The sequence below is a fragment of the Rhodococcus sp. 1168 genome, assembly GCF_002091955.1.
Lineage (GTDB): Bacteria > Actinomycetota > Actinomycetes > Mycobacteriales > Mycobacteriaceae > Rhodococcoides.
In genome coordinates, this window is record NZ_MKKY01000072.1 from 45,753 (window position 1) to 69,658 (window position 23,906).

At 62.7% G+C, this 23,906-nt stretch carries 22 protein-coding genes; 11 read left to right on the forward strand and 11 right to left on the reverse strand.

The window, feature by feature from the left end:
* Positions 1–95 precede the first annotated feature (95 nt).
* Positions 96–1,853, forward strand: a complete 1,758-nt coding sequence (gene glpD / locus BJI47_RS14385; protein ID WP_088944362.1) for a glycerol-3-phosphate dehydrogenase — start codon at positions 96–98, stop codon at positions 1,851–1,853.
* 18 nt (positions 1,854–1,871) lie between these two features.
* On the opposite strand, the gene BJI47_RS14390 is transcribed toward glpD, so the two are convergent.
* The 3 genes from BJI47_RS14390 to BJI47_RS14400 all read right to left on the reverse strand — a co-directional run bounded on the left by BJI47_RS14390 (position 1,872) and on the right by BJI47_RS14400 (position 7,823).
* A complete protein-coding gene (locus BJI47_RS14390; RefSeq protein ID WP_088944363.1) occupies positions 1,872–2,414 on the reverse strand; it encodes a hypothetical protein in 543 nt (180 codons plus the stop codon).
* Positions 2,415–2,482: 68 nt separating this feature from the next.
* A complete protein-coding gene (locus tag BJI47_RS14395; RefSeq protein ID WP_088944364.1) occupies positions 2,483–3,265 on the reverse strand; it encodes a DNA-formamidopyrimidine glycosylase family protein in 783 nt (260 codons plus the stop codon).
* Positions 3,258–7,823 carry an ATP-dependent helicase gene (locus tag BJI47_RS14400; RefSeq protein ID WP_088944365.1) on the reverse strand — a complete coding sequence of 1,522 codons (4,566 nt, stop codon included), beginning with the start codon at positions 7,821–7,823 and terminating at the stop codon, positions 3,258–3,260. Before BJI47_RS14400 ends, BJI47_RS14395 begins: the two co-directional genes overlap by 8 nt.
* Positions 7,824–7,886: 63 nt before the next feature.
* Between BJI47_RS14400 and BJI47_RS14405 the strand changes: the two genes are divergently transcribed.
* Positions 7,887–8,171 carry a modification methylase HgiDII gene (locus BJI47_RS14405; RefSeq protein WP_254900606.1) on the forward strand — a complete coding sequence of 95 codons (285 nt, stop codon included), beginning with the start codon at positions 7,887–7,889 and terminating at the stop codon, positions 8,169–8,171.
* A 48-nt stretch (positions 8,172–8,219) separates the two neighbouring features.
* Here BJI47_RS14405 and BJI47_RS14410 read toward each other — a convergent pair whose 3' ends face one another.
* Complete coding sequence (locus BJI47_RS14410) at positions 8,220–8,825, reverse strand: ribulose 1,5-bisphosphate carboxylase large subunit (RefSeq protein WP_088944366.1); 606 nt, start codon at positions 8,823–8,825, stop codon at positions 8,220–8,222.
* Positions 8,826–8,902: 77 nt separating this feature from the next.
* Between BJI47_RS14410 and BJI47_RS14415 the strand changes: the two genes are divergently transcribed.
* The 4 genes from BJI47_RS14415 to BJI47_RS14430 all read left to right on the forward strand — a co-directional run bounded on the left by BJI47_RS14415 (position 8,903) and on the right by BJI47_RS14430 (position 12,370).
* Positions 8,903–10,087, forward strand: coding sequence for an NAD(P)H-binding protein (locus BJI47_RS14415; protein WP_088944367.1), 1,185 nt, complete (start codon positions 8,903–8,905; stop codon positions 10,085–10,087).
* Positions 10,087–10,797: a CPBP family intramembrane glutamic endopeptidase gene (locus tag BJI47_RS14420; protein WP_088944368.1), complete on the forward strand. Its 711-nt coding sequence runs from the start codon at positions 10,087–10,089 to the stop codon at positions 10,795–10,797. Before BJI47_RS14415 ends, BJI47_RS14420 begins: the two co-directional genes overlap by 1 nt.
* A gap of 83 nt (positions 10,798–10,880) precedes the next feature.
* Entirely contained in the window at positions 10,881–11,318 is a 438-nt protein-coding gene (locus BJI47_RS14425; protein WP_088944369.1) for an Lrp/AsnC family transcriptional regulator, read from the forward strand.
* A complete protein-coding gene (locus BJI47_RS14430) occupies positions 11,315–12,370 on the forward strand; it encodes a YbhN family protein (protein WP_088944370.1) in 1,056 nt (351 codons plus the stop codon). Before BJI47_RS14425 ends, BJI47_RS14430 begins: the two co-directional genes overlap by 4 nt.
* Here the strand turns inward: BJI47_RS14430 and BJI47_RS14435 are convergent.
* Positions 12,365–13,021 (reverse strand): MerR family transcriptional regulator, encoded by a 657-nt coding sequence (locus tag BJI47_RS14435; RefSeq protein WP_088944628.1) that lies wholly within the window; start codon positions 13,019–13,021, stop codon positions 12,365–12,367. The two genes, BJI47_RS14430 and BJI47_RS14435, sit on opposite strands and share 6 nt — an antisense overlap.
* Before the next feature lie 104 nt (positions 13,022–13,125).
* On the opposite strand from BJI47_RS14435, the gene BJI47_RS14440 reads away from it, so the two are divergent.
* From BJI47_RS14440 to BJI47_RS14455, 4 genes are all read left to right on the forward strand, one after another.
* Positions 13,126–13,605, forward strand: a complete 480-nt coding sequence (locus BJI47_RS14440) for a DUF4188 domain-containing protein (protein WP_088944371.1) — start codon at positions 13,126–13,128, stop codon at positions 13,603–13,605.
* Positions 13,606–13,683: 78 nt separating this feature from the next.
* Positions 13,684–14,313, forward strand: coding sequence for a DUF2461 domain-containing protein (locus BJI47_RS14445; protein ID WP_088944372.1), 630 nt, complete (start codon positions 13,684–13,686; stop codon positions 14,311–14,313).
* Positions 14,314–14,379: 66 nt separating this feature from the next.
* A complete protein-coding gene (locus tag BJI47_RS14450; RefSeq protein ID WP_088944373.1) occupies positions 14,380–14,919 on the forward strand; it encodes an NTP transferase domain-containing protein in 540 nt (179 codons plus the stop codon).
* A 63-nt stretch (positions 14,920–14,982) separates the two neighbouring features.
* Complete coding sequence (locus BJI47_RS14455; RefSeq protein ID WP_088944629.1) at positions 14,983–15,600, forward strand: class I SAM-dependent methyltransferase; 618 nt, start codon at positions 14,983–14,985, stop codon at positions 15,598–15,600.
* Between the two features lie 67 nt (positions 15,601–15,667).
* Here BJI47_RS14455 and BJI47_RS14460 read toward each other — a convergent pair whose 3' ends face one another.
* On the reverse strand, positions 15,668–16,777 hold the full coding sequence (locus BJI47_RS14460; RefSeq protein ID WP_088944374.1) for a hypothetical protein: 1,110 nt from the start codon (positions 16,775–16,777) through the stop codon (positions 15,668–15,670).
* Between the two features lie 466 nt (positions 16,778–17,243).
* Here BJI47_RS14460 and BJI47_RS14465 point away from each other — a divergent pair, with 466 nt between their 5' ends.
* Positions 17,244–18,221, forward strand: coding sequence for a TIGR00341 family protein (locus tag BJI47_RS14465; protein ID WP_088944375.1), 978 nt, complete (start codon positions 17,244–17,246; stop codon positions 18,219–18,221).
* A gap of 302 nt (positions 18,222–18,523) precedes the next feature.
* Here the strand turns inward: BJI47_RS14465 and BJI47_RS14475 are convergent, their stop codons facing one another.
* The 5 genes from BJI47_RS14475 to BJI47_RS14495 form a co-directional block, all read right to left on the reverse strand.
* Positions 18,524–18,952: a DUF1707 domain-containing protein gene (locus BJI47_RS14475; protein WP_088944377.1), complete on the reverse strand. Its 429-nt coding sequence runs from the start codon at positions 18,950–18,952 to the stop codon at positions 18,524–18,526.
* 36 nt (positions 18,953–18,988) lie between these two features.
* On the reverse strand, positions 18,989–20,782 hold the full coding sequence (locus BJI47_RS14480) for an acetyl/propionyl/methylcrotonyl-CoA carboxylase subunit alpha (RefSeq protein WP_088944378.1): 1,794 nt from the start codon (positions 20,780–20,782) through the stop codon (positions 18,989–18,991).
* A gap of 147 nt (positions 20,783–20,929) precedes the next feature.
* The gene (locus BJI47_RS14485; protein WP_088944379.1) at positions 20,930–22,405 is read right to left on the reverse strand and encodes a condensation domain-containing protein; all 1,476 of its coding nucleotides are present in this window, start codon (positions 22,403–22,405) and stop codon (positions 20,930–20,932) included.
* 164 nt (positions 22,406–22,569) lie between these two features.
* Positions 22,570–22,983, reverse strand: coding sequence for a SufE family protein (locus BJI47_RS14490; RefSeq protein WP_088944380.1), 414 nt, complete (start codon positions 22,981–22,983; stop codon positions 22,570–22,572).
* Positions 22,984–22,985: 2 nt separating this feature from the next.
* Positions 22,986–23,882 carry a sulfurtransferase gene (locus BJI47_RS14495; protein WP_088944381.1) on the reverse strand — a complete coding sequence of 299 codons (897 nt, stop codon included), beginning with the start codon at positions 23,880–23,882 and terminating at the stop codon, positions 22,986–22,988.
* Positions 23,883–23,906: the final 24 nt, after the last annotated feature.

Sequence of the window (23,906 nt, forward strand, 5' to 3'; positions counted from 1 at the left end):
GGTGCTGGTGTCGGAAGTCACTAGGTTCCTTTGTTCGACTCGGAGGTGACGCGGGTATCGAACTCGAACGGTAGCCTGCAGGGGCGGTCAGGGAAATGGTCTATGTGGGGAGCGAGCTCGTGAGTAACAGATCGAACACCACTTTGCTGGGGCCTCAGGCGCGTGTCGATGCCTGGGAGCGGCTCGGATCCGAGTACTTCGACGTCATCATCATCGGCGGTGGCGTCGTCGGAGCAGGTGCTGCGCTCGACGCTGCGACCCGTGGTTTGAAGGTTGCCCTCGTCGAAGCTCGTGACTTCGCATCGGGCACCTCCAGTCGGTCCTCGAAGATGTTCCACGGTGGTCTTCGATACCTCGAGCAGCTCGAGTTCGGTCTGGTACGTGAAGCTCTGCACGAGCGTGAGCTGTCGCTGTCGACGTTGGCGCCGCACCTCGTCAAGCCGCTGAAGTTCCTTTTCCCGCTGACGCATCGCGTCTGGGAACGCCCCTACATCGCTGCGGGAATCTTTCTCTACGACAGGATGGGCGGCGCGAAGTCCGTTCCGGCGCAGAAGCACCTCACCCGATCGGGTGCATTGCGAATGACACCGGGCCTCAAGCGCAAATCCCTCATCGGCGGAATCCGCTACTACGACACCGTCGTCGACGACGCACGGCACACGATGAGTGTTGCTCGCACCGCGGCACATTACGGGGCCGTCGTTCGCACGTCGACGCAGGTCGTTGGATTCCTTCGTGAGGCTGATCGAGTTTCCGGTGTGCGCGTGCGTGATTCGGAAAACGGAGCCACCACCGAGGTGCGCGGAAGCGTGGTCATCAACGCCACCGGTGTGTGGACCGACGAAATCCAGGCGTTGTCCTCGCAGCGAGGACGGTTTCGTGTACGCGCATCGAAGGGCGTACATATCGTGGTGCCGCGAGACCGCATCGTCAGCGAGGCCGCGATCATTCTGCGCACCGAGAAGTCGGTGCTGTTCATCATTCCGTGGGGTGCGCATTGGATCATCGGCACCACCGACACCGACTGGAAGCTCGACCTGGCGCATCCCGCTGCCACGAAAGCCGATATCGACTACATCCTCGGCGAGGTAAACACAGTGCTGGTGACACCGCTGACGCACGAGGACATCGATGGCGTCTACGCCGGCTTGCGTCCACTGCTGGCCGGTGAAAGCGACGAGACGTCGAAGCTGTCCCGGGAACACGCCGTCGCGCGCGTCGCACCCGGCCTCGTGGCGATCGCGGGCGGCAAGTACACCACCTACCGCGTGATGGCCGAGGACGCCGTCGATCTAGCGGCCGAGGACATCCCTGCCAGGGTCGCGTCGTCGATCACGGAGAAAGTTCCGCTCGTCGGAGCCGACGGCTACTTCGCCCTGGTCAATCAGACGCATAATCTCGCGAAGATGTACGGCCTGCATCCCTACCGGGTGACCCACCTTCTCGATCGGTACGGCTCGCTGATCGACGAGGTGCTCGACATGGCGAAGGACAAGCCCGAACTCTTGCAGCCGATCACCGACGCGCCCAGCTACCTTCAGATCGAGGTCGTGTACGCAGCTGCCGCCGAAGGCGCGCTCCATTTGGAGGACATCCTCGCTCGTAGAACGCGCATTTCGATCGAGTACTCCCATCGTGGAGTCCATTGCGCGGGACAGGTCGCGGCTTTGGCTGCGCCCATTCTCGGATGGGACTCCGCGGCGGTCGATCGTGAGGTCGCGACGTATACCGCGCGTGTCGAGGCGGAAATCAAGTCGCAGATGCAACCCGACGACGAGTCCGCCGATGCACTACGCGTCGTCGCACCGGAGGCTCGTCAAGAAATCCTGGAACCGGTGCAGCCGAGTAGCTAGTGCGTGGAACTCGACCTGCTAATGGGTCAGAATCAACTTGATCGCGACAACCGCGGTGGCGACTCCTGCTAGAACGAGGGATCCGAGAAATGTCCCACGAGTCGGCTTTTCGCCTCGGAGACGGCCGACGACGAAGTTCGTCGACGCAATCCTGGCGATAACCGTTATTTCGGCCACGATCTGACCGATCCCTGGATCCAACAACCCCGCCCATCCGATAGCCAAGAGTCCCGCCGGGAGTACAGCCGCACTCAATACCGGAACGGAATCCCTGAGTTCTTCGATGCGGGCGCCTCTGGACAGATTGGCGCCGGTTCGGACGGTTTCACCGACGCCCTCGGCGAAAGCGTGCGCGACGAACGTCGACAGCGCTGTGCCGAGAACGATTGCCACACCCTGAAAGGTGTGTTCGTCCGGCGACGTGATCGGAATGAGCGCTGCGAGGATAAGCACGTTGCCGTACACGTAGGCACTGACCCGACTGGCAGCATTGGCTGGACTCAGCGGACTCGAACGTGAGAGCAACGGTCCGTGCAGGAGATTTCGTAGGTTCGGTGCCATGCCGATTGACAGTAGTCATCACCGGCGAACAAGGTGATACCGACCATCGTGGCGGCCGGACCTGTGAGTCAGCTGGGCGGGGGCTGGCAATATGGACAAAAATATATCTGGCGTTCCTCCAGCGGGTTGTCGCCGAGCAGTCCGAACTGCACAGTTGTGCCGCAGCGCCGACATGGCTTGTTCTCTCGCCCGTAAACCCAGAAGTGGCGGCCCGGCCGTCGATCCCCGGTGGTCACCCGTTGATTGCGATCCTTGTTGGCCATGATTGTGCGGAACGACAGGTCGACGATCTTGCGTAGATCGCCTGCAGAACCGACTGGGGTCCGCGGATCGATACCGCGGAGAAAGCAGATCTCGTTGCGATACACGTTGCCCAGCCCAGCCAGGATTCGTTGATCGAGCAACGCGGTTCCGATGGGCCGGGTCGGGTCGGCGCCCAGATTGGCTATTGCGACCGCCGCGTCCCAGGTCGGCCCGAGCAGATCGGGCCCGAGGTACCCGACGACGGACTCCTCGTCGTCCACGACGTCCAGTACACCGAGTTCGAAGCCCACCGCAGAAGCATTGTCGTTCGTCAGAATTGCCCGAGCTTGGAACGCAGGCTTGCGCCACCTTTCGCCGGGGGCATATACCTGCCAGGTTCCTTCCATCTTCAAATGGCTGTGGATCGTATACTCACCGACCCGGATGAGGAGATGCTTGCCGCGTGATTCCACCGAGTCCACTGTCCGACCCGTGAAATCGACTGTCGCGTAGCGAGGTACACGAATATCGCAACCCGTCAGCACCCGTCCGACGAGCGCGTCTCTGAGCTTGTTCGCCGCCCGATAGACGGTGTCTCCCTCAGGCATGAAGCTGCCCCCGCAGACGCAAGCCCCGAGGGGTCGCGGAGAAGCCTGCCTCGGTCAAGGTCTTGGAAAATGCCGTCCCGTGGATGTCGTGACCATCCACCCGTTCGACCATCAACTTCTCTACCCCGCCCCTCTTCACAGTCGCAGCGAGCGCACGGGCCGACGCTTCGATGACGGCTTCGTCGTCGGAGAATGTCAACACGGTCTTGCCGCCCCGTTCGACATACAGAGCAAGATCGCCTTCATGGAGTACGACTAGTGCTCCCGCTTTCCGTCCTGGCCGATGTCGAGTCGAATCATCTTTCTCGTCGGGCTTCGGCCAGGTGAGCGCCGCACCGTAGGGGTTGGCCGGGTCGCAGGCTGCCAAGACCATTGCGCCGGTCTTTTCTCGTTCGTCGTACGTGCGCAATCTATCGACGACATCGGAAGTGGAGAACTGCGCGCCACCGAGCGAATCGACGAAGTATCCGCGGCGGCTGCGGCCGGAATCCTCGAAGGTGGTGAGCACCTTGTACATCATTGCGAATCCGCCGGGTACCCCTTCGTTCATCACCGCACCTCGCGTGACCACGCCGTAGCGCTCGAGCAGTATGTCGGCGGTAGCGTGTGCTCGCACTGTGGGATCCGGTTCGAGCTCTGGGAGTCTGGACCAGCGCCCTCCTGCTGTGGGAGGCCCGGTCCGGGTCGGCAGCGTGGGCCGTTCGAATCGACGGTACGAGCGCAGACGCGGTGTCTTCCTCGGCGCTCGGTGGCTCGGCGCCGCGCGGGTCGTCGCGTTGAGGAGTGCGCGCAAGGGTGCGAAGGTGTCGTTGCTGAGCCGGCCGGCCCACACGAGTTCCCAGAGTGCGGCGTGCAGAGCGTCGTCGTCGGTACTGCCTACCGTGTCCGACAGCTGTCGGAAAAAATATGCGCCTCCAGCTGCGACCGCGTCCAACACGCGCAGTTGAAGTTCGGAAAGATCCGATTCGGCGGGCGGAGCGAGAGTCAACGGGGCGGTCTCGGCCATGTGTAGACAGACCCAACCGTCCTTCGAGGTGATGGATCCGTGGCCGGACCAGAGCACCTCGCCGGTGGAGGTCAATTCGTCGAGCATCGCGGGGGAGTAGTCGCGGACTCGCGAAGCGAAAATGAGCGGCTCCCAGGCCGATGCGGGGATCGGTACCCCAGCGAGCTGCTCGACAACTGTTGCGACACCGTCGATTCCGTTGAGTTGCCGACTGCCCACATGTTGCCACGCGGGGAGGAATCGGCCGAGGGTTGCGGTGCCGACCGGCTCGACCTCATGACGCGCCGCAGCGAGCGACCGTCTGCGCAGACGGCGTAGTACCTCGTTGTCGCACCATTCGCTGCCCGTCGTGTCGGGTCGGAACTCTCCCTCGACGACTCTTTTGTCGGCACCGAGCTTGGTGAGAACACCGCGAGCGACCGCCGTTCCGATCCCGAACCTGGTCGCGAGATCGGTGACCGCGAACGGGCCGTGGGTGCGCGCATACCGGCTCACGAGGTCGGTCAGCGGGTCTTCCACCGGTTCGATGAAGGCTGCCGGTGTGCCGATGGGCAGTGGAACACCGAGGGCGTCGCGCAACCGGCCCGCGTCTTCGATGGCAGTCCACCACGTCCGACCTGCGAAGCTCACCTCCATCGCGCGCTTGGCGGCCCCGAGCTCGATGAGCCACTGTAGAGACTCGTTTCCTCTCGTGCGCTCGGCCACCTCCTCGACGGTCAGCGGTCCAAGCATTCGGAGTAGATCCGCGACCCCCTCGATGTCCTTGGCAGCTCGGTCTTCTGCGAGTCGCTGCAGTTCGAGTTCGGTCGTCTCAATCACGGACAGATCCAAGAGCTCACGCAGCTCGACGCGCCCCAGCAGTTCGGCGAGCAGTGTCGAATCCAGCGACAAGGCTTGCGCGCGACGTTCCGCCAAGGGGCTGTCGCCCTCGTACATGAACGCGCCCACGTAGTTGAACAGCAGGGAATTCGCGAAAGGAGACGGAGATGCAGTCTCTATCTCGACGATGCGGATCTGCCGTCGGCTGATTTGGGCGAGAATCTCTTCCAGGGCAGGCAAGTCGTAGACGTCCTGTAGACATTCACGCACCGTCTCGAGCAGAATCGGGAATGTCGGATACTTGCGTGCGACGTCGAGAAGTTGGGCAGACCGTTGTCTCTGCTGCCACAACGGCGCGCGTTTTCCCGGGTTGCGGCGGGGGAGAAGTAGTGCGCGAGCGGCACATTCGCGGAACCTCGACGCGAAAAGTGCCGAGCCGCCGACCTGCTCGGTGACGATGTCGGCAATTTCATCGCGTTCGAACACGAACAGATCCGCACCGGGAGGTCGATCCTCGGTGTCCGGTAGTCTCACGATGATCCCGTCGTCGGACGCGGTCGGGGCAGCGTCGATGCCGTACCGCTCGATGAGACGGGCGCCGATGGCAAGCGCCCACGGCGCGTGAACCTGCTGGCCGTACGTCGAGTGCAGAACGAGTCGCCAGTCGCCCAGCTCGTCGCGGAATCGTTCGACGATCATCGTTCGGTCGGTGGGGAGCTGGCCCGTCGCATCCCTCTGTTCGTCGAGAAGCGCGATGAGATTGTTGACCGCGTTGACGTCGAGGCCACTTCCGTTCAGCCGCTCGGACAACCCCTCTCGTTCAGCAGTGCTGCGAAGGAATTCGCCCAACGCCCTGCCCAGTTCCGCGGGGCGTCCGAGCCCGTCGCCGTGCCAGAACGGCAGTCGCCCGGGTTGACCGTATGCAGGGCTCACCAGGACACGATCGTGGGTGATTTCCTCGATCCGCCAGCTGGTGGCGCCGAGGGCGAAAACATCGCCCACGCGTGACTCGTACACCATCTCTTCGTCGAGTTCACCTACCCGAGAGGCCTTCTCGCCGACCATGTACACCGTGAACAATCCGCGATCCGGGATCGATCCTCCCGAGGTCACGGCCAGTCGTTGTGCGCCCGGACGGCCGGTAAGGGTGCCGGCGTCACGGTCCCAGACCAATCTCGGTCTCAGTTCGGCGAATTCGTCCGATGGATAGCGGCCCGAGAGTAGATCCAGTGTCGACTCGTATGCGGAGCGGGGCAGAGTCGCGAAACTACCGGTGCGCCTGACCGCGTCGAACCAGTCCTGCGCATCGATCGCTTCCAGCGCGCACGCCGCGACGGTCTGCTGAGCCAGGATATCGAGCGGATTGGCAGGAACGAAGAGCGACTCGATCTTCCCTGTCTTCATGCGCTCGACTGTCACAGCGCAATGGATCAAGTCGGTTCGGTGCTTCGGGAAGAGCACTCCCTTGGAAATCTCACCGACCTGGTGGCCTGCACGACCCACTCGTTGCAACCCGCTGGCCACCGAGGGTGGGGCCTCGACCTGAACCACCAAATCCACTGCACCCATATCGATTCCGAGCTCCAGGCTGCTGGTGGCAACGACGCATCGAAGCCGACCGGTTTTGAGATCGTCCTCGATGAGTGCTCGTTGATCCTTGCTTACGCTTCCGTGGTGAGCGCGGGCCAACAACGTCTCGGCGCCGTGGTTCACCTCTGCGGGAGTGCCCATCTGGGACGCGGGTTTATGCGCTGTCTCGACAGCGTCACCCATCCGTTCGGCATATATTTCGTTGAGCCGAGCGGTCAGTTTCTCGGAGAGACGCCGAGAGTTTGCGAAGACGATGCTCGACTTGTGTTCGAGGATGAGATCGACGATCTTCTCCTCGACGTGCGGCCAGATGGACCCCTGCTGTGGCGCCGCTGACGCGGAACCGTCCGCGGGTTCGGTGACACCGAGTTCGGTCATGTCCTCCACCGGTACCTGAACCGTGAGGTCGAACATCTTTGGCGACGGCGGCGCAACGATCTCGATGGGCGCGATACCGGTGAGGAATCGACCGACTTCCTCGTGCGGGCGGACCGTCGCCGAGAGACCGATACGTTGAGCGGGCTTGGGAAGCATCAGATCGAGGCGCTCGAGAGACAGTGCCAAGTGGGACCCGCGTTTGGTCCCGGCGACCGCGTGAACCTCGTCGACGATGACGGTGTCGACTCCGACCAGTGACTCCCGGGCTGCCGAGGTGAGCATCAGGAAGAGAGATTCCGGCGTGGTGATCAAGATGTCGGGTGGGGTCTTGATCAGACTGCGTCGATCGGCGGGGCTCGTGTCACCGGATCGAACGCCCACGGAGATATCGGGTGGTTCGAACCCGAGGCGCTTGGCCGTCTGAGTGATGCCGACCAGCGGAGCCCGGAGGTTGCGCTCGACGTCGACGGCCAGCGCTTTGAGCGGCGAGATGTAGAGAACTTTCGTGGTGCGGTCGCTCTGCGACGCTCGCCCGGCGAGCTGGTCGATCGACCAGAGGAACGCGGAGAGCGTCTTGCCTGATCCGGTAGGGGCTACGACGAGGGTATGGCGACCACTGGAGATTGCCTCCCACGCTCCGGCCTGGGCCGCCGTCGGACTATGGAATGCGCCGGCGAACCACTCCTGGGTGGGCGCGGAAAACTTCGCGAGAGCTCGATTGCCCGACTTCGGCGTCTCGGGTTGAGAAGAAGTTTTTCTGGCCACTCGCCCATGATGCCCCGAGCCACCGACAAGCAACCATCATCACGGCCAGTCGACTATCGAGGTGTGAAGTCGACCGGGTACGGGTACGGGAAGTTGATGACCGACGACCAAGAGACAATGCAGATGATTTCCGCAAAACTCGACGCGCGACTCGGCGAGCGCACCAATGGCCTGCAGAACGAGGTGCCGCCAGGGGCCAGCGCGCAGGCCGACGACGAGGACGGCGAACACGGACCGCTCGGGCACGACTACCGCCTAGCGAACAAGTACGCCGAGGCGCTCGCTATCGGTGAACCGCAGTTGATCGACCGGGCCGAATTCGATCGGCTCGTCGCCGAACACGGCTGAATCGACGCCCGCTTCGTAGTGCCGCTTCTGTGGCAAGCGGAGGAGGAATCAGTGGCCTTCCTCCTCCGCTTCCTCCGCCAGTTTCTCCTCGCCCCTTTTGCGTAGGAACTTGAATCCTGGGATCCCGATGACGGCGCGTCGAACATCCTTTGTCACGTTGAGCAATTCGTGAATTTCGGGCGACACTGTGTCGAGTGTGGCCAAGATCGGAAGGACGGCTTTCATATGCTCGACAATTTCGGGAAGTTGGTCGACCATCGCGATGGTGGCGTCGACTTCTTGCTCGGACAGGTGGTCGACGAACTTTTGCGCGAACGGTGCCGCCTGTTGCGCCATCGGCTCGAACAGTTCGACCAACTCGAACGCGGCCGCCGACGTTTTCGATGCCGTATCGACGACGCCTTCGGCCGAGCGAGTAGTGACCGCGGCCTCGATGACGACGAGTTGTGCGGCAGTGACAACCTCGTCGATGCGAGCCATGAGCGTCGTCACCTCATCGAGCAACGTCTCGACGCGACTGGGAAGCTCCCACGCGAAGTTGGCGGTGTCGCGGGCCCACCGCGTGCTCGACAACGCCACGTCTCGACCGAATTTTGCCGCAGTCAGACCCCCGAAGGGGACGGGAAGCCGAACGCCCGCCAGTACCAGTGCCATCACCCGACAATGCCACAGGTAGGCCGTCAGGCCCCGCTGCTGCGGCGGCGCCGATCCGATGTCGTTAGCCTCGAGTCATGAGAGTTCTCGTTACCGGTGCGAGCGGATACATAGGGTCGAGGTTGGTCGCATCCTTGGTGAAGGCGGGTGACGACGTCTGTGCGGCGTCGAGGCACCCCGAGACGCTGACGAGATTCGACTGGTGGCACGACGTGGACTCCTGCGCTCTCGACGCGGGTGACCCACTCTCGCTTCGTGAGGGTTTCGAGCAAGCGGGCGACGTCGAGGTGGCGTATTACTTGGTCCACGCGATCGGGCAAGCCGACTACCGTAGCCAGGACTTGACCTCGGCCCGGCAGTTCGCCGAAGCGGCTGCTGCCGCCGGTGTCCGCCGGATTGTGTACCTGGGCGGGTTCGTGCCGGAGGGCGAAGAGTTGTCGGAGCATCTGGCGAGCCGAGCCGACGTCGGGAAGGCGCTCTCGGTCGACGGCGTCGAGGTCGTGTGGCTTCGCGCTGCCATCGTGATCGGTGCCGGCTCCACCTCCTACGAGATGCTGCGCTATCTCGCCGACAGGCTCCCGGTGCTGCCGCTGCCGAGCTGGCTGAGCCACCCAGTGCAGCCCATCGCCGTCGACGACGTCCTGTTCTATCTCCTGGCGGCTCGCTCCACTGTTCCGCCCGGCTCGTACGACATCGGCGGCCCGGACACTGTGCCGTACCAAGATCTGTTGTTCGCGTACGTGGAGGCGGCAGGACTGACCCGGGTCGGGCTGCGCACCCCAGGCGTTCCTACTGGACTGGCCGGACGTGTCATCGGCAAGATCATTCCCATTCCAGATGCGCTCGCCGAAGACCTGGTCGGGTCACTGCACAACACCATGACGACATCGGAGGATCGGATCGTCGATGTCGCGGGTGAACCCGAAGGCGGTAGAACCACGATCGCCGATGCGATGCAGCGCAGTGTGCAGGGCCGCGTCGGCACCCCGCCCGGAGTGAGCGAACTCAAGGATCCACTACGACTTGCCGTCACCGACGCAGCGTGGAGCGGAGGCGACGCGTCGGTGATCCGCCGCTACGGCGTGGCGGCCTCGTCGAAACCGACGTGGGACCTGTTCGAGTCCCTCGGCGCGCGTTCGTTGTTGTATTCCTGGCCCGTCGCAGCGGTGGTGCGCACGAACCTCGATGTGGTGGACAGTGTTTCCGGCCGGACAAGATCGGCAATACGACGTCTGTTCGACGACAGAAACAGGGAGGCTTGATGGCGACGTGGCAGACGAGCGTGGTCGACGTTGTGAAGGCGGCCCTGGTAGAAAAGGTCGATCGGGACCACGAGGAATCCGACAAGGCATTTATGCGACGCCGGATCGTGGTGGTGATCACACTCGTGGTCGGGGCGACGCTGCTGGGTCTTTCGCTGGCAGTCGAACCGGGTGACAGTTTGTTCTATGTGCTGACCCTCGGGTTGGCGGCTGCGTGGATCGTAGGCGGATTCGCTTCGGGCCCACTCCATCTCGGTCGAATTCGGATAAACGGTTCGATGCGACGGCCGATCATCACCCCAATTCTCACCGGGCTTGCCGCGAGTGCTGTCTTCGTCATCGGCGCTTTGATCGTGCGACAGATCCCGCCTCTGGCGGACTTCACCGAGAATGTTCTGGCGCATGCGCGGTTCGGATCTCTGGCACTGATCGTGTTCATCACCCTGCTCAACGGGGTCGCCGAGGAGATTTTCTTTCGAGGTGCTCTGTTCGCGGCGATCGGTCGTCGAAAGCCGGTTCTGATATCGACCATCATCTACACGGTGGTCACCCTGGCGAGCGGGAATCCGATGCTTGCCTTCGCCGCTGTCACGCTCGGTTTCGTTCTCGCCCTGCAACGGCGGGCATCCGGTGGCATCTTGGCGCCGATTCTGACTCACGTGGTCTGGTCCACCGTGATGATTTTCGCGCTGCCGCCCCTGTTCGCCTGACTCGATCACATTTCGCACGTCTTCAGCGGCATTCTGGGCTGTCCAGTGGGTCGAGTCGGGTGGCACTGAGCTAGATTGCGCAGGTGAGCGAAAACCTCGACCGGATAGACCGGTTGATCATCGACGAACTGGTCGCCGACGGCCGCGCGACTCTGGCTGCGTTGGCGGAGAAGGCCACCCTCTCGGTGTCCGCTGTGCAGTCTCGTGTCCGACGTCTCGAGGCCCGTCGAGTCATCCGTGGGTACACCGCACAGGTGGATCCGGATGCGCTCGGACGCCCGCTGTCTGCGTTCGTCGCTATCACCCCCATCGACCCAGCGCAGCCTGACGACGCACCCACGCGTCTTCGCCACATCACAGCTATCGAATCGTGTCATTCTGTGGCCGGGGAAGAGAGTTACGTTCTGCTCGTCCGAGTGGAATCACCGCGCGGCCTCGAGGGCTTGCTGCAGGAAATTCGGGCAACAGCGAATGTTCGGACTCGAAGCACGATCATTCTGCAAACCTTTTACGACCGATGACACCAGGCCCTGCCCGTAAGGTCGCTTCTGCAGTCCTGTCGTACGGGGTGGTCGGGCTCGTGATGTGGTTGCTGTATCGCTCGGTCGGGAATTCGGAGGCGGTAGAGGACGCGCTGAATTCGATTTCGTTGGGCGACGTTCTCATCGTGAGCGTTTTCGGCCTGCTCTATTTGGCGTCGATGTTGTGGCCGATGATCTATACCTTGCCGGGCCTGACCGTTGCGCAGGCCGGCGTAGCACGGACGGCATCGCTTGCGTTGACCAACACGGTTCCCGAGGGCGGGACGGTCGCAACGGGTTTGACGTTCGGGATGTACCGATCTTGGGGCTTCACCCTGGCGAGCAGTTCGACGTCGATCATCACGATCGGCATCTGGACAAATCTGTCCAGGTACGTGCTGATGTCGGTCGCTCTCGTCTCCGTCGTATTGTTCGGGACCGCAACGGGGTCGGAGGTGTGGATTGCCGTCGGCACGTGTGTGGTCGTCACTGCGATCTGCCTACTCGTCGCACTCGTGATCACCAACGACGCATTCGCTCGTCGTGTCGGCCGGGCGCTCACACGTGGCCGAGATGTGTTGGCACGACGGGTCGGGCGGATCGCTCCACGAGACATGGAGGAGGTCGTAGCCGACTTCCGCGAGCACCTCCTCACCCGGGTGCGTACCTGTTGGCGCTCGTTGACTGCGACGATGGTGCTCTCGCAATTACTCGGGGCACTCGTGCTCGGCGTGGCTCTACGGCTGATGGGCACGAGCAGTGACGAAGTGGGTTGGGATCGGATCGTGGTTGCCTTCGGCGCCATGTCGTTGGCAGTGCTGCTTGCACCGACTCCTGGCGGTCTCGGCGTAGTCGAGGCCGTGCTGATCGCAGTTCTCGGAGTCGGCATGACCACGGCTCAACAAGGAGATCTGGTTGCAGCCGTGATGTTGTTTCGGATGGCAACGTGGCTGCTGCCGATTCCGCTCGGTCTGATCGCCTACCTCTATTGGCGATTGACGAAGAACTGGAGAGTCACATCGGACCAGCCGTCGAGTGATCCCAGCTTATGAAGATTCCGGTGGCGTGAGAGCGTGTGCGCTGCCGTCGATCCGGAAGCTGACGGCTTCGAGCGCGAGCCGCCGGACCTCGACGAGGGCGCGCTCGAGTACGACGGTTCCGATGAGCATCGTCTCGACCGCGGTCGTGCGGTCCGGCATCGCTCGTGCGTACTTCACTTCGACTTCGGCGGTCCGCTCGGCGGTCTCGGCGGCACCGTCGAAGTCGGTGAGGGCAGTCGGAAAGTCGAACCGGCGCAGCGTTGCGACGAGCTCTGCCAGTCGATACTGCGCGGGCGCATCCGGCTCGATGTGCCAGTCCTTGACCGAAAGCCATTCCTGCACTTCGCGGTAGGCCGCCGCGACTTCGGCGGCTTCGTTATCCGGTGGGGGCTTGTCGAGACCGTGCATCACCGACCCGAATGCGTCGTGAAGCGACGTGGACTCATCGTCGACTGCGGCCAGCGTGGCGCGAACATGTGAAATCGACAGGCCGCCGATGTCGACGAGCGAGCGGATCAGGCGCAGCCGACGAACGTGCTGATCGCTGTAGACGGCCTGGTTGGTGGCAGTTTGGACACCAGCGGGAAGCAAACCCTCACGCAGGTAGTACTTGATCGAGGCGACCGATACCCCGCTGCGTCGACCGAGTTCGGAAACCCTCACCGGTATGCCCTTGACTCCATCAGTGGATAGTAGCACTATCTATTATGGATAGAGGAACTATCCATACCGAAATTGCACACGGAACGAGCGAAGGGGACGAGCCCATGGATCATCGAATACGAACCGGGCGATACACCGCACAGATCGACGGAGACTTCGTCGTCTTCCTCATTGGGATAAGAATCAACAAGCTATGGAAGATTCACAAGTGGATCGGCCCATTCCTGGCGATGCCACGCATGTTGCGAGAGCTGAGATTGCACCCGGACAAGGGTATGTTGGGTGCTCGGATATCGACGGGCGGACGCACCGTCACCGTAGTGCAGTACTGGCGTAGCTTCGACCAACTCGAAGCGTTTGCAAAGAACCCGAACGATCCGCACCTACCGTCGTGGAAGGCATTCAACAAGCAAGTCGGTGCCAGCGGCGACGTCGGGGTGTACCACGAGACCTACCGTATCGGCGCAGGCCGACACGAGTCGATCTACTCGAACATGCCCGTCATGGGACTGGCTGAAGCAGGTACATCGGTCGTAGTGGGTAAACGCAGCAACACGGCGCGAGCCCGTATCACCGCCGAATGAACCGATCATCGGTGCCGAGATGCGCCTGGCTCGGTTCGCGGCAGAGCGGCGGTAACTTTTCCTCCTAGGATGACGAATATGGCTTTCACCGGTATTCCTTTCGCTGCGCTGGACTTCTACGAGGACCTCGAAGCGGACAACAGCAAAACCTGGTGGGCTGCACATAAATCCGTCTACGACGAGTCGGTCAAAGCGCCTATGACCTCGTTGCTCGCAGAGCTGGAAGCGGAGTTCGGCGAGGGGAAGGTATTCCGTCCGTATCGCGACGTGCGATTCTCCAAGGACAAGACGCCGTACAAGACTCATCAGGGTGGGTTCGTCGCGCGCGGGCAAAGCCTCGGCTTCTACGTACAGATCGATCCAGCCGGACTCTTCGTCGCGGGCGGGTTCTACGGTTCCACCACGGACGGCATTGCCCGCTATCGAGAAGCAGTGGACAACGACGTGCGCGGGGTCGAACTCGAAAAATTGGTGACGACGTTGACCGCGGCCGGGTTCGAGATCGGTGGTGACCAGCTCAAGACGAAGCCGCGTGGATACGAGCTCGACCATCCTCGAATCGGCCTGCTCAGACACAAATCCTTGACGGCGTCGAAACACTTCGGATCACCGGACTGGCTCGAGACGCCCGCCGCGATGGCGCACGTGCGCGATACCTGGCGTGAACTCGTACCCCTGGTCGAGTGGGCGAAAGCGGTGATGGGCTAGTCGAGTGGGCGAGACAGATCCACGATCATCGGGCAGCGGACATCGAAACTCTCGAAGGAGAAACAGTTGACGGGCGATGCGACAGGGGTGCTGTTGGCTGCAGGTGCCGGTACCCGCTACGGATTACCGAAGGTACTCGCCGACGAAGGCCGGTGGCTCGACATCGCCGTGCGCGCCCTGCTCGATGGTGGATGCGACAAGGTGATCGTAGTACTCGGCGCCGCAGACAGCGCCATGCCGGACGGGGCGATCGCTGTGCACGCTCACGATTGGCCTGTCGGGATGAGCGCCTCGCTCAAGGCTGGGCTGGCCGCGGCCGAGGGCGCCTCGTACGCGGTCGTCCATGTCGTCGACACTCCCGATGTCGGTCCCGAGGTTGTAGGCGCGGTGCTCGATGCGGCCCGGGAATCGCCGTCGCATCTGGCTCGTGCGGTATTCGACGGTACTCCCGGTCATCCTGTGGTGTTCGGTCGTGAGCACTGGGACGAAGTGATCGCCACCTCGAACGGGGACGCGGGTGCACGGGTATTTCTGAGCGGTAGATTCGACGTCGTCGCCGTCGAGAGTTCTCGTTGGGCGACGGGCATCGATCATGATTATCGCTAGAACAGTGTCGCCATACGCGAATTCTGTTGTGAGAGGGACTGCATGGAATTCGACCATCTGGATATGACCAGGACGGCATATGACGCGGTTGCGCACAGCTATGCCGAGCTACTGCGAGATGAACTCTCGCACAAGCCACTCGATCGGCGATTGTTGGATACGTTTGCGGACATGGTGAGTGCCTGGGGAGGCACACGCGTCCTCGACGCCGGGTGTGGACCCGGTCGGGTTTCGGAGTACCTCCACGGCCACGGGCTGACTACTGTCGGGATCGATGTGTCCGCGACGATGATCGACATCGCCCGAAGAGACTATCCTGCATTGCAATTCGACGTCGGTTCGATACTCGATGTGAACCTCGCAGGCGGAAGCGTCGAGGGGGTAGTCGCATGGTATTCGATAATTCACACCCCGCCGAAGCTCCTGACCGTGGTCTTCGCCGAGTTCTGGCGGGTCCTTGCCCCGGGCGGGTTGCTTCTGCTCTCGTTTCAGGTCGGAGACGAGCGAGTACGGATCGAGCACGCTTACGGTCATGCCGTCGCGTACGACGTCTACCGTCTGTCTCCTGAAGAAATCTCGGATAAATTGTGCGCGAATGGATTTCAGGTGGAGGTTCGGGTACTCCGTGCGCCGACGGGATCCGAGCTGCAACCGCAGGCATACGTTGTTGCGCGCAAGTAGAAGCGAACGAGGGTCCGATCGACGCCGGGCGAAGAGTTCCCGCCCGCGAACGGGCGGGAAGCTCGGATCAGCTCTTGTACCGCAAGATTGCCGCGATCTGTGCGCCGTCGGGCATATCTTCGCTGCGGACCGCGGTCACCGTCGCACCGGACAGCAATGCACGCCGGGTTATCTCGTCCACCACGCCGTAGACCTGTGCGTCGTCGGCGTCTGTGAAGTGCACGTCACCGGTGGCTGGATCGACGGTACCCGGAACGATGCTCTCGATGTCGACCAGTACCGTGCTGATCGCCCCGTATGTGGCGGCCTTCGCGACGTCCGCAACATCAGTCAGTCCGCGGCCCTGCGACTTGCGCTCGTCGAAGAGCTGACGCAAATCGAACAGTTGGTCGCGGTAGTGATGGTCCAGCACGGTGCGGGCAGCGTCGGCCAGGGCGCCGTCGCTGAGTGCCTGGGGATTGCCTTCGATGCCCTGTGGCAGAAGCCCCGGATAGGTAGCGGTGCCACGGTAGATCGAAGCGATGGGGTCGGCCGCAGCGAGAATCAAAGGAATGCCGCGACCGATCAAGGTGGTGCGCAGCGCCTGGTCGACGATGCGGGTGAATTGCCGAATGCGGGTCATGCGACTGTCCGGGTTGTGGGGCCTTCCGCCAGGACCGTATCCGCTGCGCTCGGGCTTGCCGAGTTCGGACTCGAGGTCCGTCGGCAGGCCGGGCACGCTTACCTCTGTGGGCGGTTGGTCAGCGGAGATGTCGACCAGCCGTACGCCACCCTCGGCCAATGCCAGGACGAACGCAGTCTGTGGGAACGAAGTGGTGCGGAGCATGGGTTTGAGGTAGAAGCGGTCGCCGGCGAATGTCACGGCCGAAAGGCGGTTGGGCAAGCGATAGCTACGGATGCGCTCGGTGGTTGCGTGCACCACGAGGGTACGAGATTGGTATCGCCAGAACTCCGACCATTCGGTGAGCGCCTCGAACGACTGCTCGATAGTTGCTCGCTCGTCGGAGTTTTCGATCTGCGCTAGTGCCGAGCGCACCTGGCCGGCAAATTCCCGCTGCACGCGATCATGATCTCGCACCGTGTCTGCAGTCGGAGTGTAGATCGACACGCAAGTTCTTCCCTCGGTGGAAGCCAGGTCGATGATCTCTGCCTGGCTTGGTATGTCTGTGTGTTGCATCTTTAGCCCTTCTCTCGGAGAGAACTGACCGCCGGAAAGCTGTGACCATCCCAACCGATGCGCAGATGCGTGTTCGCGAACTGCGTGCAGTAGGTGGGGCTGTGTACCGGCTCGTCCTTCGTGAGTGTCCCACATTCGGTCTCGAACTGGGGCTGTGTGACTACGTCGGAACGAAAACATGACAAGCAGGTCAAGATGCTCCCATGGAGGTCCGCGGCCCAGGGCCGAAGTGGACTCCGCTTTCGCTCTGGGCCGAAAGTAGCCACAGGCGTTGGGTGTTCGTCCCGCACGAGGAACTAAATCGTGCGGGACGGATCTCGCCGCGCAGCGCGTGTGAGGTGAGCCGCGGCCGGTTCTCCTCAACCGGGCAGGCAGCTTCGGTGTGCTCGGTTTTCGGTGCGCACTCGACGAAAGCGGGCTACCGTGAAACCGCGATCGCTGGCTTCCGATTTCGAAAGGCTGGGAGATGCTTGCGTTTTTGGTCCCGGACAGTCAGCGTCGAACTCTCGACGAACTCGACGAGCGGCTGGATCTCGCTGTCGGCGACGGCGGTGCAAAGCGGTCGGCATTCTGGATCATGCTCACCCTTTCCGGAATCATCGCTGTCGCGGGAGTGGTTGCAGACTCGACGGCCACCGTCATCGGGGCGATGATCGTAGCTCCGTTGTCGACACCGATCCTCGGTGCCGGCCTCGGGATTGCCACCGGTCGTGGATCACTCGTGTTCAGGAGTGCTTTGCATGTACTGCTGGGGCTCCTGTTGGTCGTGGCGTTCGGATACCTGTTCGCGCAGCTGTTGCTCAACCCGAGCCACGTGCTGACCAACTCTCAGGTTCTCGGACGTACCTCCCCGACACTTGCCGACCTCATGGCTGCGATTGCCACTGGCTTCGCCGGATCCATTGCCATCGCTCGTCGTGACGTCGGTGACGTGCTTCCCGGCGTGGCCATCGCAATTTCATTGGTCCCGCCACTTGCCGTCGTCGGTGTCTGCCTCGGATCCGGGGCATCCTCGCTTGCGCTCGGTGCCCTGGTGTTGTTCGCCTCGAATGTGGTCGCCATGGTGATCACCTCCACCCTGGTACTCGTTATCGCCGGCTACGCCAAAGAAAGCCGCACCACTGAGTCGCCGCGACACGTTCGCGCATTCCTCCTGTTGGCAGCAGCACTGGTAGTCGTGGCCATTCCCATGGTGGTAAATTCGCTCACCTCACTCTGGGTGCGTCAGATTCACGACACGGCGGAGCAATGGCTCGCATCCGTTCCGGACGCCCAGGTCGGATCCGTCACCTGGCAGGCCGACACTGCGGTGATCGAGGTACTGGGCCCTCAGGATCTTCCGCCGATCGACGAGCTCGAAAAATCGATCGACGCCCTGGTGCCGTGGAATCCACAAATCGTTGTCGTCCATGCGGTCGGTGGCCGTATCGAGGCTGTGAAATAGGACCGCCTCGAAATCGATTGTTTCCACGGACGCATCTCAGAAGTGCAGGGCCGTGGAGAGTCCGGTGATCGAGTTCGCGCCGTATGTCCAGTCCGCTTCCGGAACAATGCTTTCCGCCTGTGAGGGTCACATGCCCGCGCGGTCGAGAAACCAAAGATCGAGGCTGCGACACCGATCAGCGAAAGCGAGTGAATCTAACCGAGCCGCTAAGGCAGCGGTGACCTCGCACGCAATGCTCGTTCGTCGATCCACCACGGTGCCGAACACATCGAACAGCAGGGCTCTCGGGGGATTGGAGGAAATCACCGATTGCGCCGCCTGGATCGATTTCCACCGGCAACGAGTGCACCGACGAGAGGGATGAGCAGAAAGAACAACCAACTGTTGGAGACGGGGACGATGAAAAACAGGATCAGAGCAACGATGGGGGTCACCGCCATCGCTGTCTTGCGCCAGTCCCACCCGTCGGTGCCGTCGTCCTCGTCCACGTTTGCGGGAGGGGTCGTCTTTCTCAGGTCCAGCGGAGCCGACGCGGTCGGATTCGGGGAGGGCGAAGGAAGGTCGGCGAACACCGAGTCCAGCTGCCCTCGCGTGTTGGCGGAGGCAGCCACGGCGCTTCGCTCGTCGAATTCGGGGAGGGTGAGCCGCCCATCGCTGAAATGCTGGCTCAGTGCGGATAGCGCCTGTTCACGCTCGGCCGTTCCGACGCGAACGTCCGGGTTGTCTGCCATGAGAACAGACTAACCCGGACGTCGGTGTGGATCGTGTTACTTCAATTCAGCAAGAACGGTGCCCTGAGTGATGGCCGATCCCGGCTGCACCGACAGGCCGGTAACGACACCTGCCTTGTGGGCGTTGACCGGGTTCTCCATCTTCATTGCCTCGAGGACAGCGATGAGATCGCCTTCGGCGACTTCCTGGCCCTCTTCGACGGCAACCTTGACGACGGTGCCTTGCATCGGAGCGGTGACAGCATCGCCCGATGCCGCGCCTGCGCCCGAGCCACCGCGCTTGCGAGCCTTCGGCTTACGACGGATCGCACCGTCGCTCGCGGCGCCGCCACCGCCCATTGAGAACTGGCCGGGGAGCGAGACCTCGACGCGACGGCCACCGACCTCGAGAACGACGGACTGGCGGGGGAGTGCCTCGTCTTCGTCGGCAGGCTCACCGGCGGTGAACGGTTCGACCTGGTTGTCCCATTCGGTCTCGATCCAACGGGTGTGAACGTCGAACTTCGTGCCGTCTCCGATGAACGCGGGATCGGAGACCACGGCGGCGTGGAACGGGATGACTGTTGCCAGGCCCTCGACCTTGAACTCGGCCAGCGCGCGACGGGAACGTGCGAGAGCTTCTTCTCGGGTGGCACCGGTGACGATGAGCTTGGCGAGCATGGAGTCGAACTGGCCGCCGATCACGGAGCCGGACTCGACACCGGAGTCGACGCGTACGCCGGGGCCCGAGGGGGCGACGAAGGTCGTGACCGGTCCGGGAGCAGGCAAGAAGCCGCGGCCCGCATCTTCACCATTGATGCGAAACTCGAACGAGTGCCCACGAGGTTCCGGGTCCTCGGTGATGGAGAGCTCTTCACCGTTGGCGATGCGGAACTGCTGCAACACCAGGTCGATGCCGGAGGTCTCCTCGGTGACGGGATGCTCGACCTGCAGGCGGGTGTTGACCTCGAGGAACGAGACAAGACCGTCCTGGCCGACGAGGTATTCGACGGTACCTGCACCGTAGTAGCCCGCTTCGCGGCAGATCGCTTTCGCGGAGGAATGAATCTCGGCGCGCTGGGCGTCGGTGAGGAACGGCGCAGGCGCTTCCTCGACGAGCTTCTGGAACCGGCGCTGCAGACTGCAGTCGCGGGTGCCGGCGACGACGACGTTGCCGTGCTGGTCGGCGATGACCTGAGCCTCGACGTGGCGCGGCTTGTCCAGGTAGCGCTCGACGAAGCACTCACCGCGACCGAAGGCGGAGATCGCTTCGCGGGTGGCTGAGTCGAACAACTCGGGGATCTCTTCACGGGTGCGGGCAACCTTCATGCCGCGTCCGCCGCCACCGAAGGCAGCCTTGATGGCGATCGGTAGACCGTGTTCGTCGACGAATGCGAGGATTTCGTCTGCGTCTTCGACCGGCTCGGAAGTGCCGGGCACCGAGGGCGCTTTGGCGCGGGCGGCGATGTGGCGGGCGGTGACCTTGTCACCGAGATCGCGAATCGACTGCGGCGACGGTCCGATCCAGATCAACCCGGCGTCGATGACGGCCTGGGCGAATTCGGCGTTTTCGGACAAGAATCCGTAGCCGGGGTGAATGGCGTCGGCACCGGACTTCTTGGCGGCGTCGAGGATCTTGTCGATCACCAGATACGACTCGGCAGATGTCTGTCCACCGAGAGCGAAGGCTTCATCGGCAAGGCGCACGAACGGAGCATCGGCGTCAGGTTCGGCGTATACCGCGACACTGGTCAGGCCGGCATCCGCTGCTGCTCGTATCACCCGAACTGCAATCTCGCCGCGATTGGCGACAAGCACCTTGGTGATATGCGCGCTGGCGTGGCTGGGCACTGAGCCTCCTGTGGTTTCAAGTGTTCCGTGCGCGGCGTTTTTTCGCCGCTCGGTTACGGGCGTCTATTCGGAGTGTAAGCACAGTCGCCGACACATCCGAAACTGGATGGTGGTTACAGGGAACGGACCCAAAAAAGCCGGAGGTTCCTACTGATTGGTAGGTGTCGAAGCGAACGATGCGCTGTCCAATGCCGGGCCGCTGCTCACCATCGAGGTCAGCGACGCCGTTCCCGTGTCGATCACCTCGTCGAGGATTCGCCGCAGTACGCCGATGTAGCGGTGAACGTGTGCGGTTGCGATGGCGTTGTCGGGGTAGCGCGCCGAGATGTTCACTCCGCGCGGTGTTCGGTTGATCCAGATATAGACGTCGTGGTCGTACTGCTTGCTGCGCAATGCCCTGGCGTTCCAGTCGTCCCACCGCTCGGCCATCGGCGCAAAACGCACATCCATGAACGACACCACGAAGCGCGGCTTCGCAGAGGCACCCAGCGCGCGGAAGACTCGGTCGAGTGGGACCCGGGCTACCGGTTTGGTTGCCGTGACCTGCTGAGTGGCCCGCGCAACGATCGCGCCGAACGATTCTGCATCCGCGATATCGAACGAGAGCGGGCACAATCCGACGAACCACCCGAGTGACGACACCCAGTGCGGCTGATCCCGAGTGTGTACCGGTGTGATGGTCCGGAACTCGGTCCGGTCGGTCAGCTCCGCCCCGGCCATTGCCAACGCGGCCAGCAGTCCGGCGAACATACTGTTGCCGGTCTTGCGGCACGCCACAGAAAAGGAATCGGCCCGTTCGGCATCGAGGATCCAGTCGGTCAGCCCGCCCTGGGGAGTGTCACCGCTGCCCGCGGTACCGATGTCGAGGGGGAAGGCCGGTAGCTGACCGTCGCCGGCTTCGAGGAACCGACGCCAGGTCACGACGGCATCGTGGGTGTGCTCGAGTTCGGCGTGCATCCGGCGCTCGGACACCCCGAAGTCCAGGTAGCTACCAGCCTCGAACAGCGCGGCGGCGGTGCCGTCGACTGCTTCGGCGTACAACGCGGATATCTCGTGGGCAACCAGAACGGTGGACAAACCGTCGATGATGGAGTGATCGGCGGCGAAGAAGACGGTCACCTTTCCGGTGTCTCGCGTTGCCAGCGGCTCCACTGTCACGAACGCATACGCGGGCCATGCGAGAGGGGAGGTGTACTCGTCGAACAAATACTGCAGATGGTCCAACACTTCGCTCGAGAGCTCACAGCGCTCCTGCTCGACCTGCCAGACGTCGACGGTGCCTTCAGCGGCGGTGACGCGGCTCAGCCCCCCACTGTCGACATCGATGGCTGCGTGCGAACGCATCGACTCGTGGCGATCGATCCACGCGAGCACGGCACGTCGGAACGCACGCTTGTCGAGCGGGCCTTCGATGTCGAACGCCGCGCCCAACCAACTCTCCCGGCCCTGGCGGGGACTCTTCAGGCTGTCGCGCAGGTGCGCCTCGTGCACATACGACGTGGGGCGGTCATCGGGCTGCCAGCCTGCCAGAACTGGGGTGCTCGCGTGGGGGCCGACACTGGGAATCCACTCCGTGATGGTGCCTGCGGGTATGGCGTAGTCCGCCAACTCGGTGAACTCCATTCGGCAGCAACCAACTCTCACGCGGGATGAAAAAACAACCACGGTGAGCACAACCAGACCTGCCTGACTTGCGTACACCGTGTCCGGCAACGAGTGTACCGACCCTCGAGTGTATCGATCAAGACGACCTCGACCAGCGGATCGAGGTCGTCTCTACTCGAACGTCATCTCACATGTCGCTTGATCCGCGACAGCATCGCCGACATTCCGCGCAAGCGCAAAGGACTCACGGCTTCTCCGAGACCGAGCGCAAGGTAGAAATCATCCGGCACAGCGAGAATGTCCTGCGCCGAATGTCCGTCGAGACCCTGGTGGAGTATCGAGGCGAAACCTCTCGTCGTCGGTGCTTCCGGCGGCGCACTGAAATACAGCTTGACCGCATCTCGATCCGCGCTGTCCACGGACAGAAACAGCGGTGACTGGCATTCGGGCACCGGCTCCATGGCTGCCTGTTCCAAATGCTCGGGCAACTCGGGGAGCTCACGGCTGAACTCGAGGAGCAACTGAAGCTTGTCCTGGCCCTCGACTGCGGCGAAATCCTCGACGATCTCGGAGAGCGACTCCGGCAACTCGGCCATGATCAGGCCTTCACGGGTGCGGAGCCAGGCTCCTCGCCGCGTGCAATCGGTACCCGAACTGCATTGCCCCATTCGGTCCACGAACCGTCGTAGTTCCGAACCGATTCGTGACCGAGAAGGTGAGTCAACACGAACCAGGTGTGGCTCGATCGCTCGCCGATCCGGCAGTACGCGATCACCTTCTCACTAGCGACGTAGTCGGCGTAGATCTCGTCGAGCTCTGCTCTGGTCCGGAAGCGACCGTCGGGGGCCGCAGCCTTCGCCCAGGGGATGCTGACAGCGGTAGGGATGTGGCCGCCGCGCAGTGCCCCTTCCTCCGGATAGTCGGGCATGTGGGTACGTTCCCCGGTGTATTCGGCTGGTGAACGCACGTCGATGAGTGGAATCGTGCCCAGGGTTGTAAGGACGTCCGCAGCGAAAGCTCGTATCGGTGCGTCGTTTCGCTCCACCACTGGATATTCCGTGGCCGGGTACTCAGGGACGTCGAGGGTTGTCTCGCGGTTCTCGGCCAGCCATGCGTCGCGGCCACCGTCGAGCAGTCGGACGTCTTTGTGTCCGAACAAGGTGAATACCCACAGAGCGTAGGCGGCCCACCAGTTGCTCTTGTCGCCGTAGATCACGATGGTGTCGTCGCGAGAAATGCCCTTGCGGCCGAGTAGGGCCGCGAACTGATCTCCATCGATGTAGTCCCGCGTGACGGGGTCGTTGAGATCGACATGCCAATCGATCTTCACCGCACCCGGAATGTGGCCGACGTCGTAGAGGAGCACATCCTCATCCGATTCGACGACCCTGAGGCCGGGAGTGCCGAGATGTGCGGACAGCCATTGAGTGGACACCAGTCGATCTGGGTGCGCATAGTCGGAAAACGTGGGCGTGGGGTCTGCTGCTACGGGCACTTCTTCTTCGCTCCTAGGAGTGAT

Bases quoted from the DNA above. Each gene is read 5' to 3' on its own strand.
- glpD (WP_088944362.1), top strand. From the start codon at position 96: ATGGTCTATGTGGGGAGCGAGCTCGTGAGTAACAGATCGAACACCACT.
- BJI47_RS14390 (WP_088944363.1), bottom strand. From the start codon at position 2,414: ATGGCACCGAACCTACGAAATCTCCTGCACGGACCGTTGCTCTCACGT.
- BJI47_RS14395 (WP_088944364.1), bottom strand. From the start codon at position 3,265: ATGCCTGAGGGAGACACCGTCTATCGGGCGGCGAACAAGCTCAGAGAC.
- BJI47_RS14410 (WP_088944366.1), bottom strand. From the start codon at position 8,825: ATGGCACTGGTACTGGCGGGCGTTCGGCTTCCCGTCCCCTTCGGGGGT.
- BJI47_RS14415 (WP_088944367.1), top strand. From the start codon at position 8,903: ATGAGAGTTCTCGTTACCGGTGCGAGCGGATACATAGGGTCGAGGTTG.
- BJI47_RS14420 (WP_088944368.1), top strand. From the start codon at position 10,087: ATGGCGACGTGGCAGACGAGCGTGGTCGACGTTGTGAAGGCGGCCCTG.
- BJI47_RS14430 (WP_088944370.1), top strand. From the start codon at position 11,315: ATGACACCAGGCCCTGCCCGTAAGGTCGCTTCTGCAGTCCTGTCGTAC.
- BJI47_RS14440 (WP_088944371.1), top strand. From the start codon at position 13,126: ATGGATCATCGAATACGAACCGGGCGATACACCGCACAGATCGACGGA.
- BJI47_RS14445 (WP_088944372.1), top strand. From the start codon at position 13,684: ATGGCTTTCACCGGTATTCCTTTCGCTGCGCTGGACTTCTACGAGGAC.
- BJI47_RS14455 (WP_088944629.1), top strand. From the start codon at position 14,983: ATGACCAGGACGGCATATGACGCGGTTGCGCACAGCTATGCCGAGCTA.
- BJI47_RS14460 (WP_088944374.1), bottom strand. From the start codon at position 16,777: ATGCAACACACAGACATACCAAGCCAGGCAGAGATCATCGACCTGGCT.
- BJI47_RS14465 (WP_088944375.1), top strand. From the start codon at position 17,244: ATGCTTGCGTTTTTGGTCCCGGACAGTCAGCGTCGAACTCTCGACGAA.
- BJI47_RS14475 (WP_088944377.1), bottom strand. From the start codon at position 18,952: ATGGCAGACAACCCGGACGTTCGCGTCGGAACGGCCGAGCGTGAACAG.
- BJI47_RS14485 (WP_088944379.1), bottom strand. From the start codon at position 22,405: ATGGAGTTCACCGAGTTGGCGGACTACGCCATACCCGCAGGCACCATC.
- BJI47_RS14490 (WP_088944380.1), bottom strand. From the start codon at position 22,983: ATGGCCGAGTTGCCGGAGTCGCTCTCCGAGATCGTCGAGGATTTCGCC.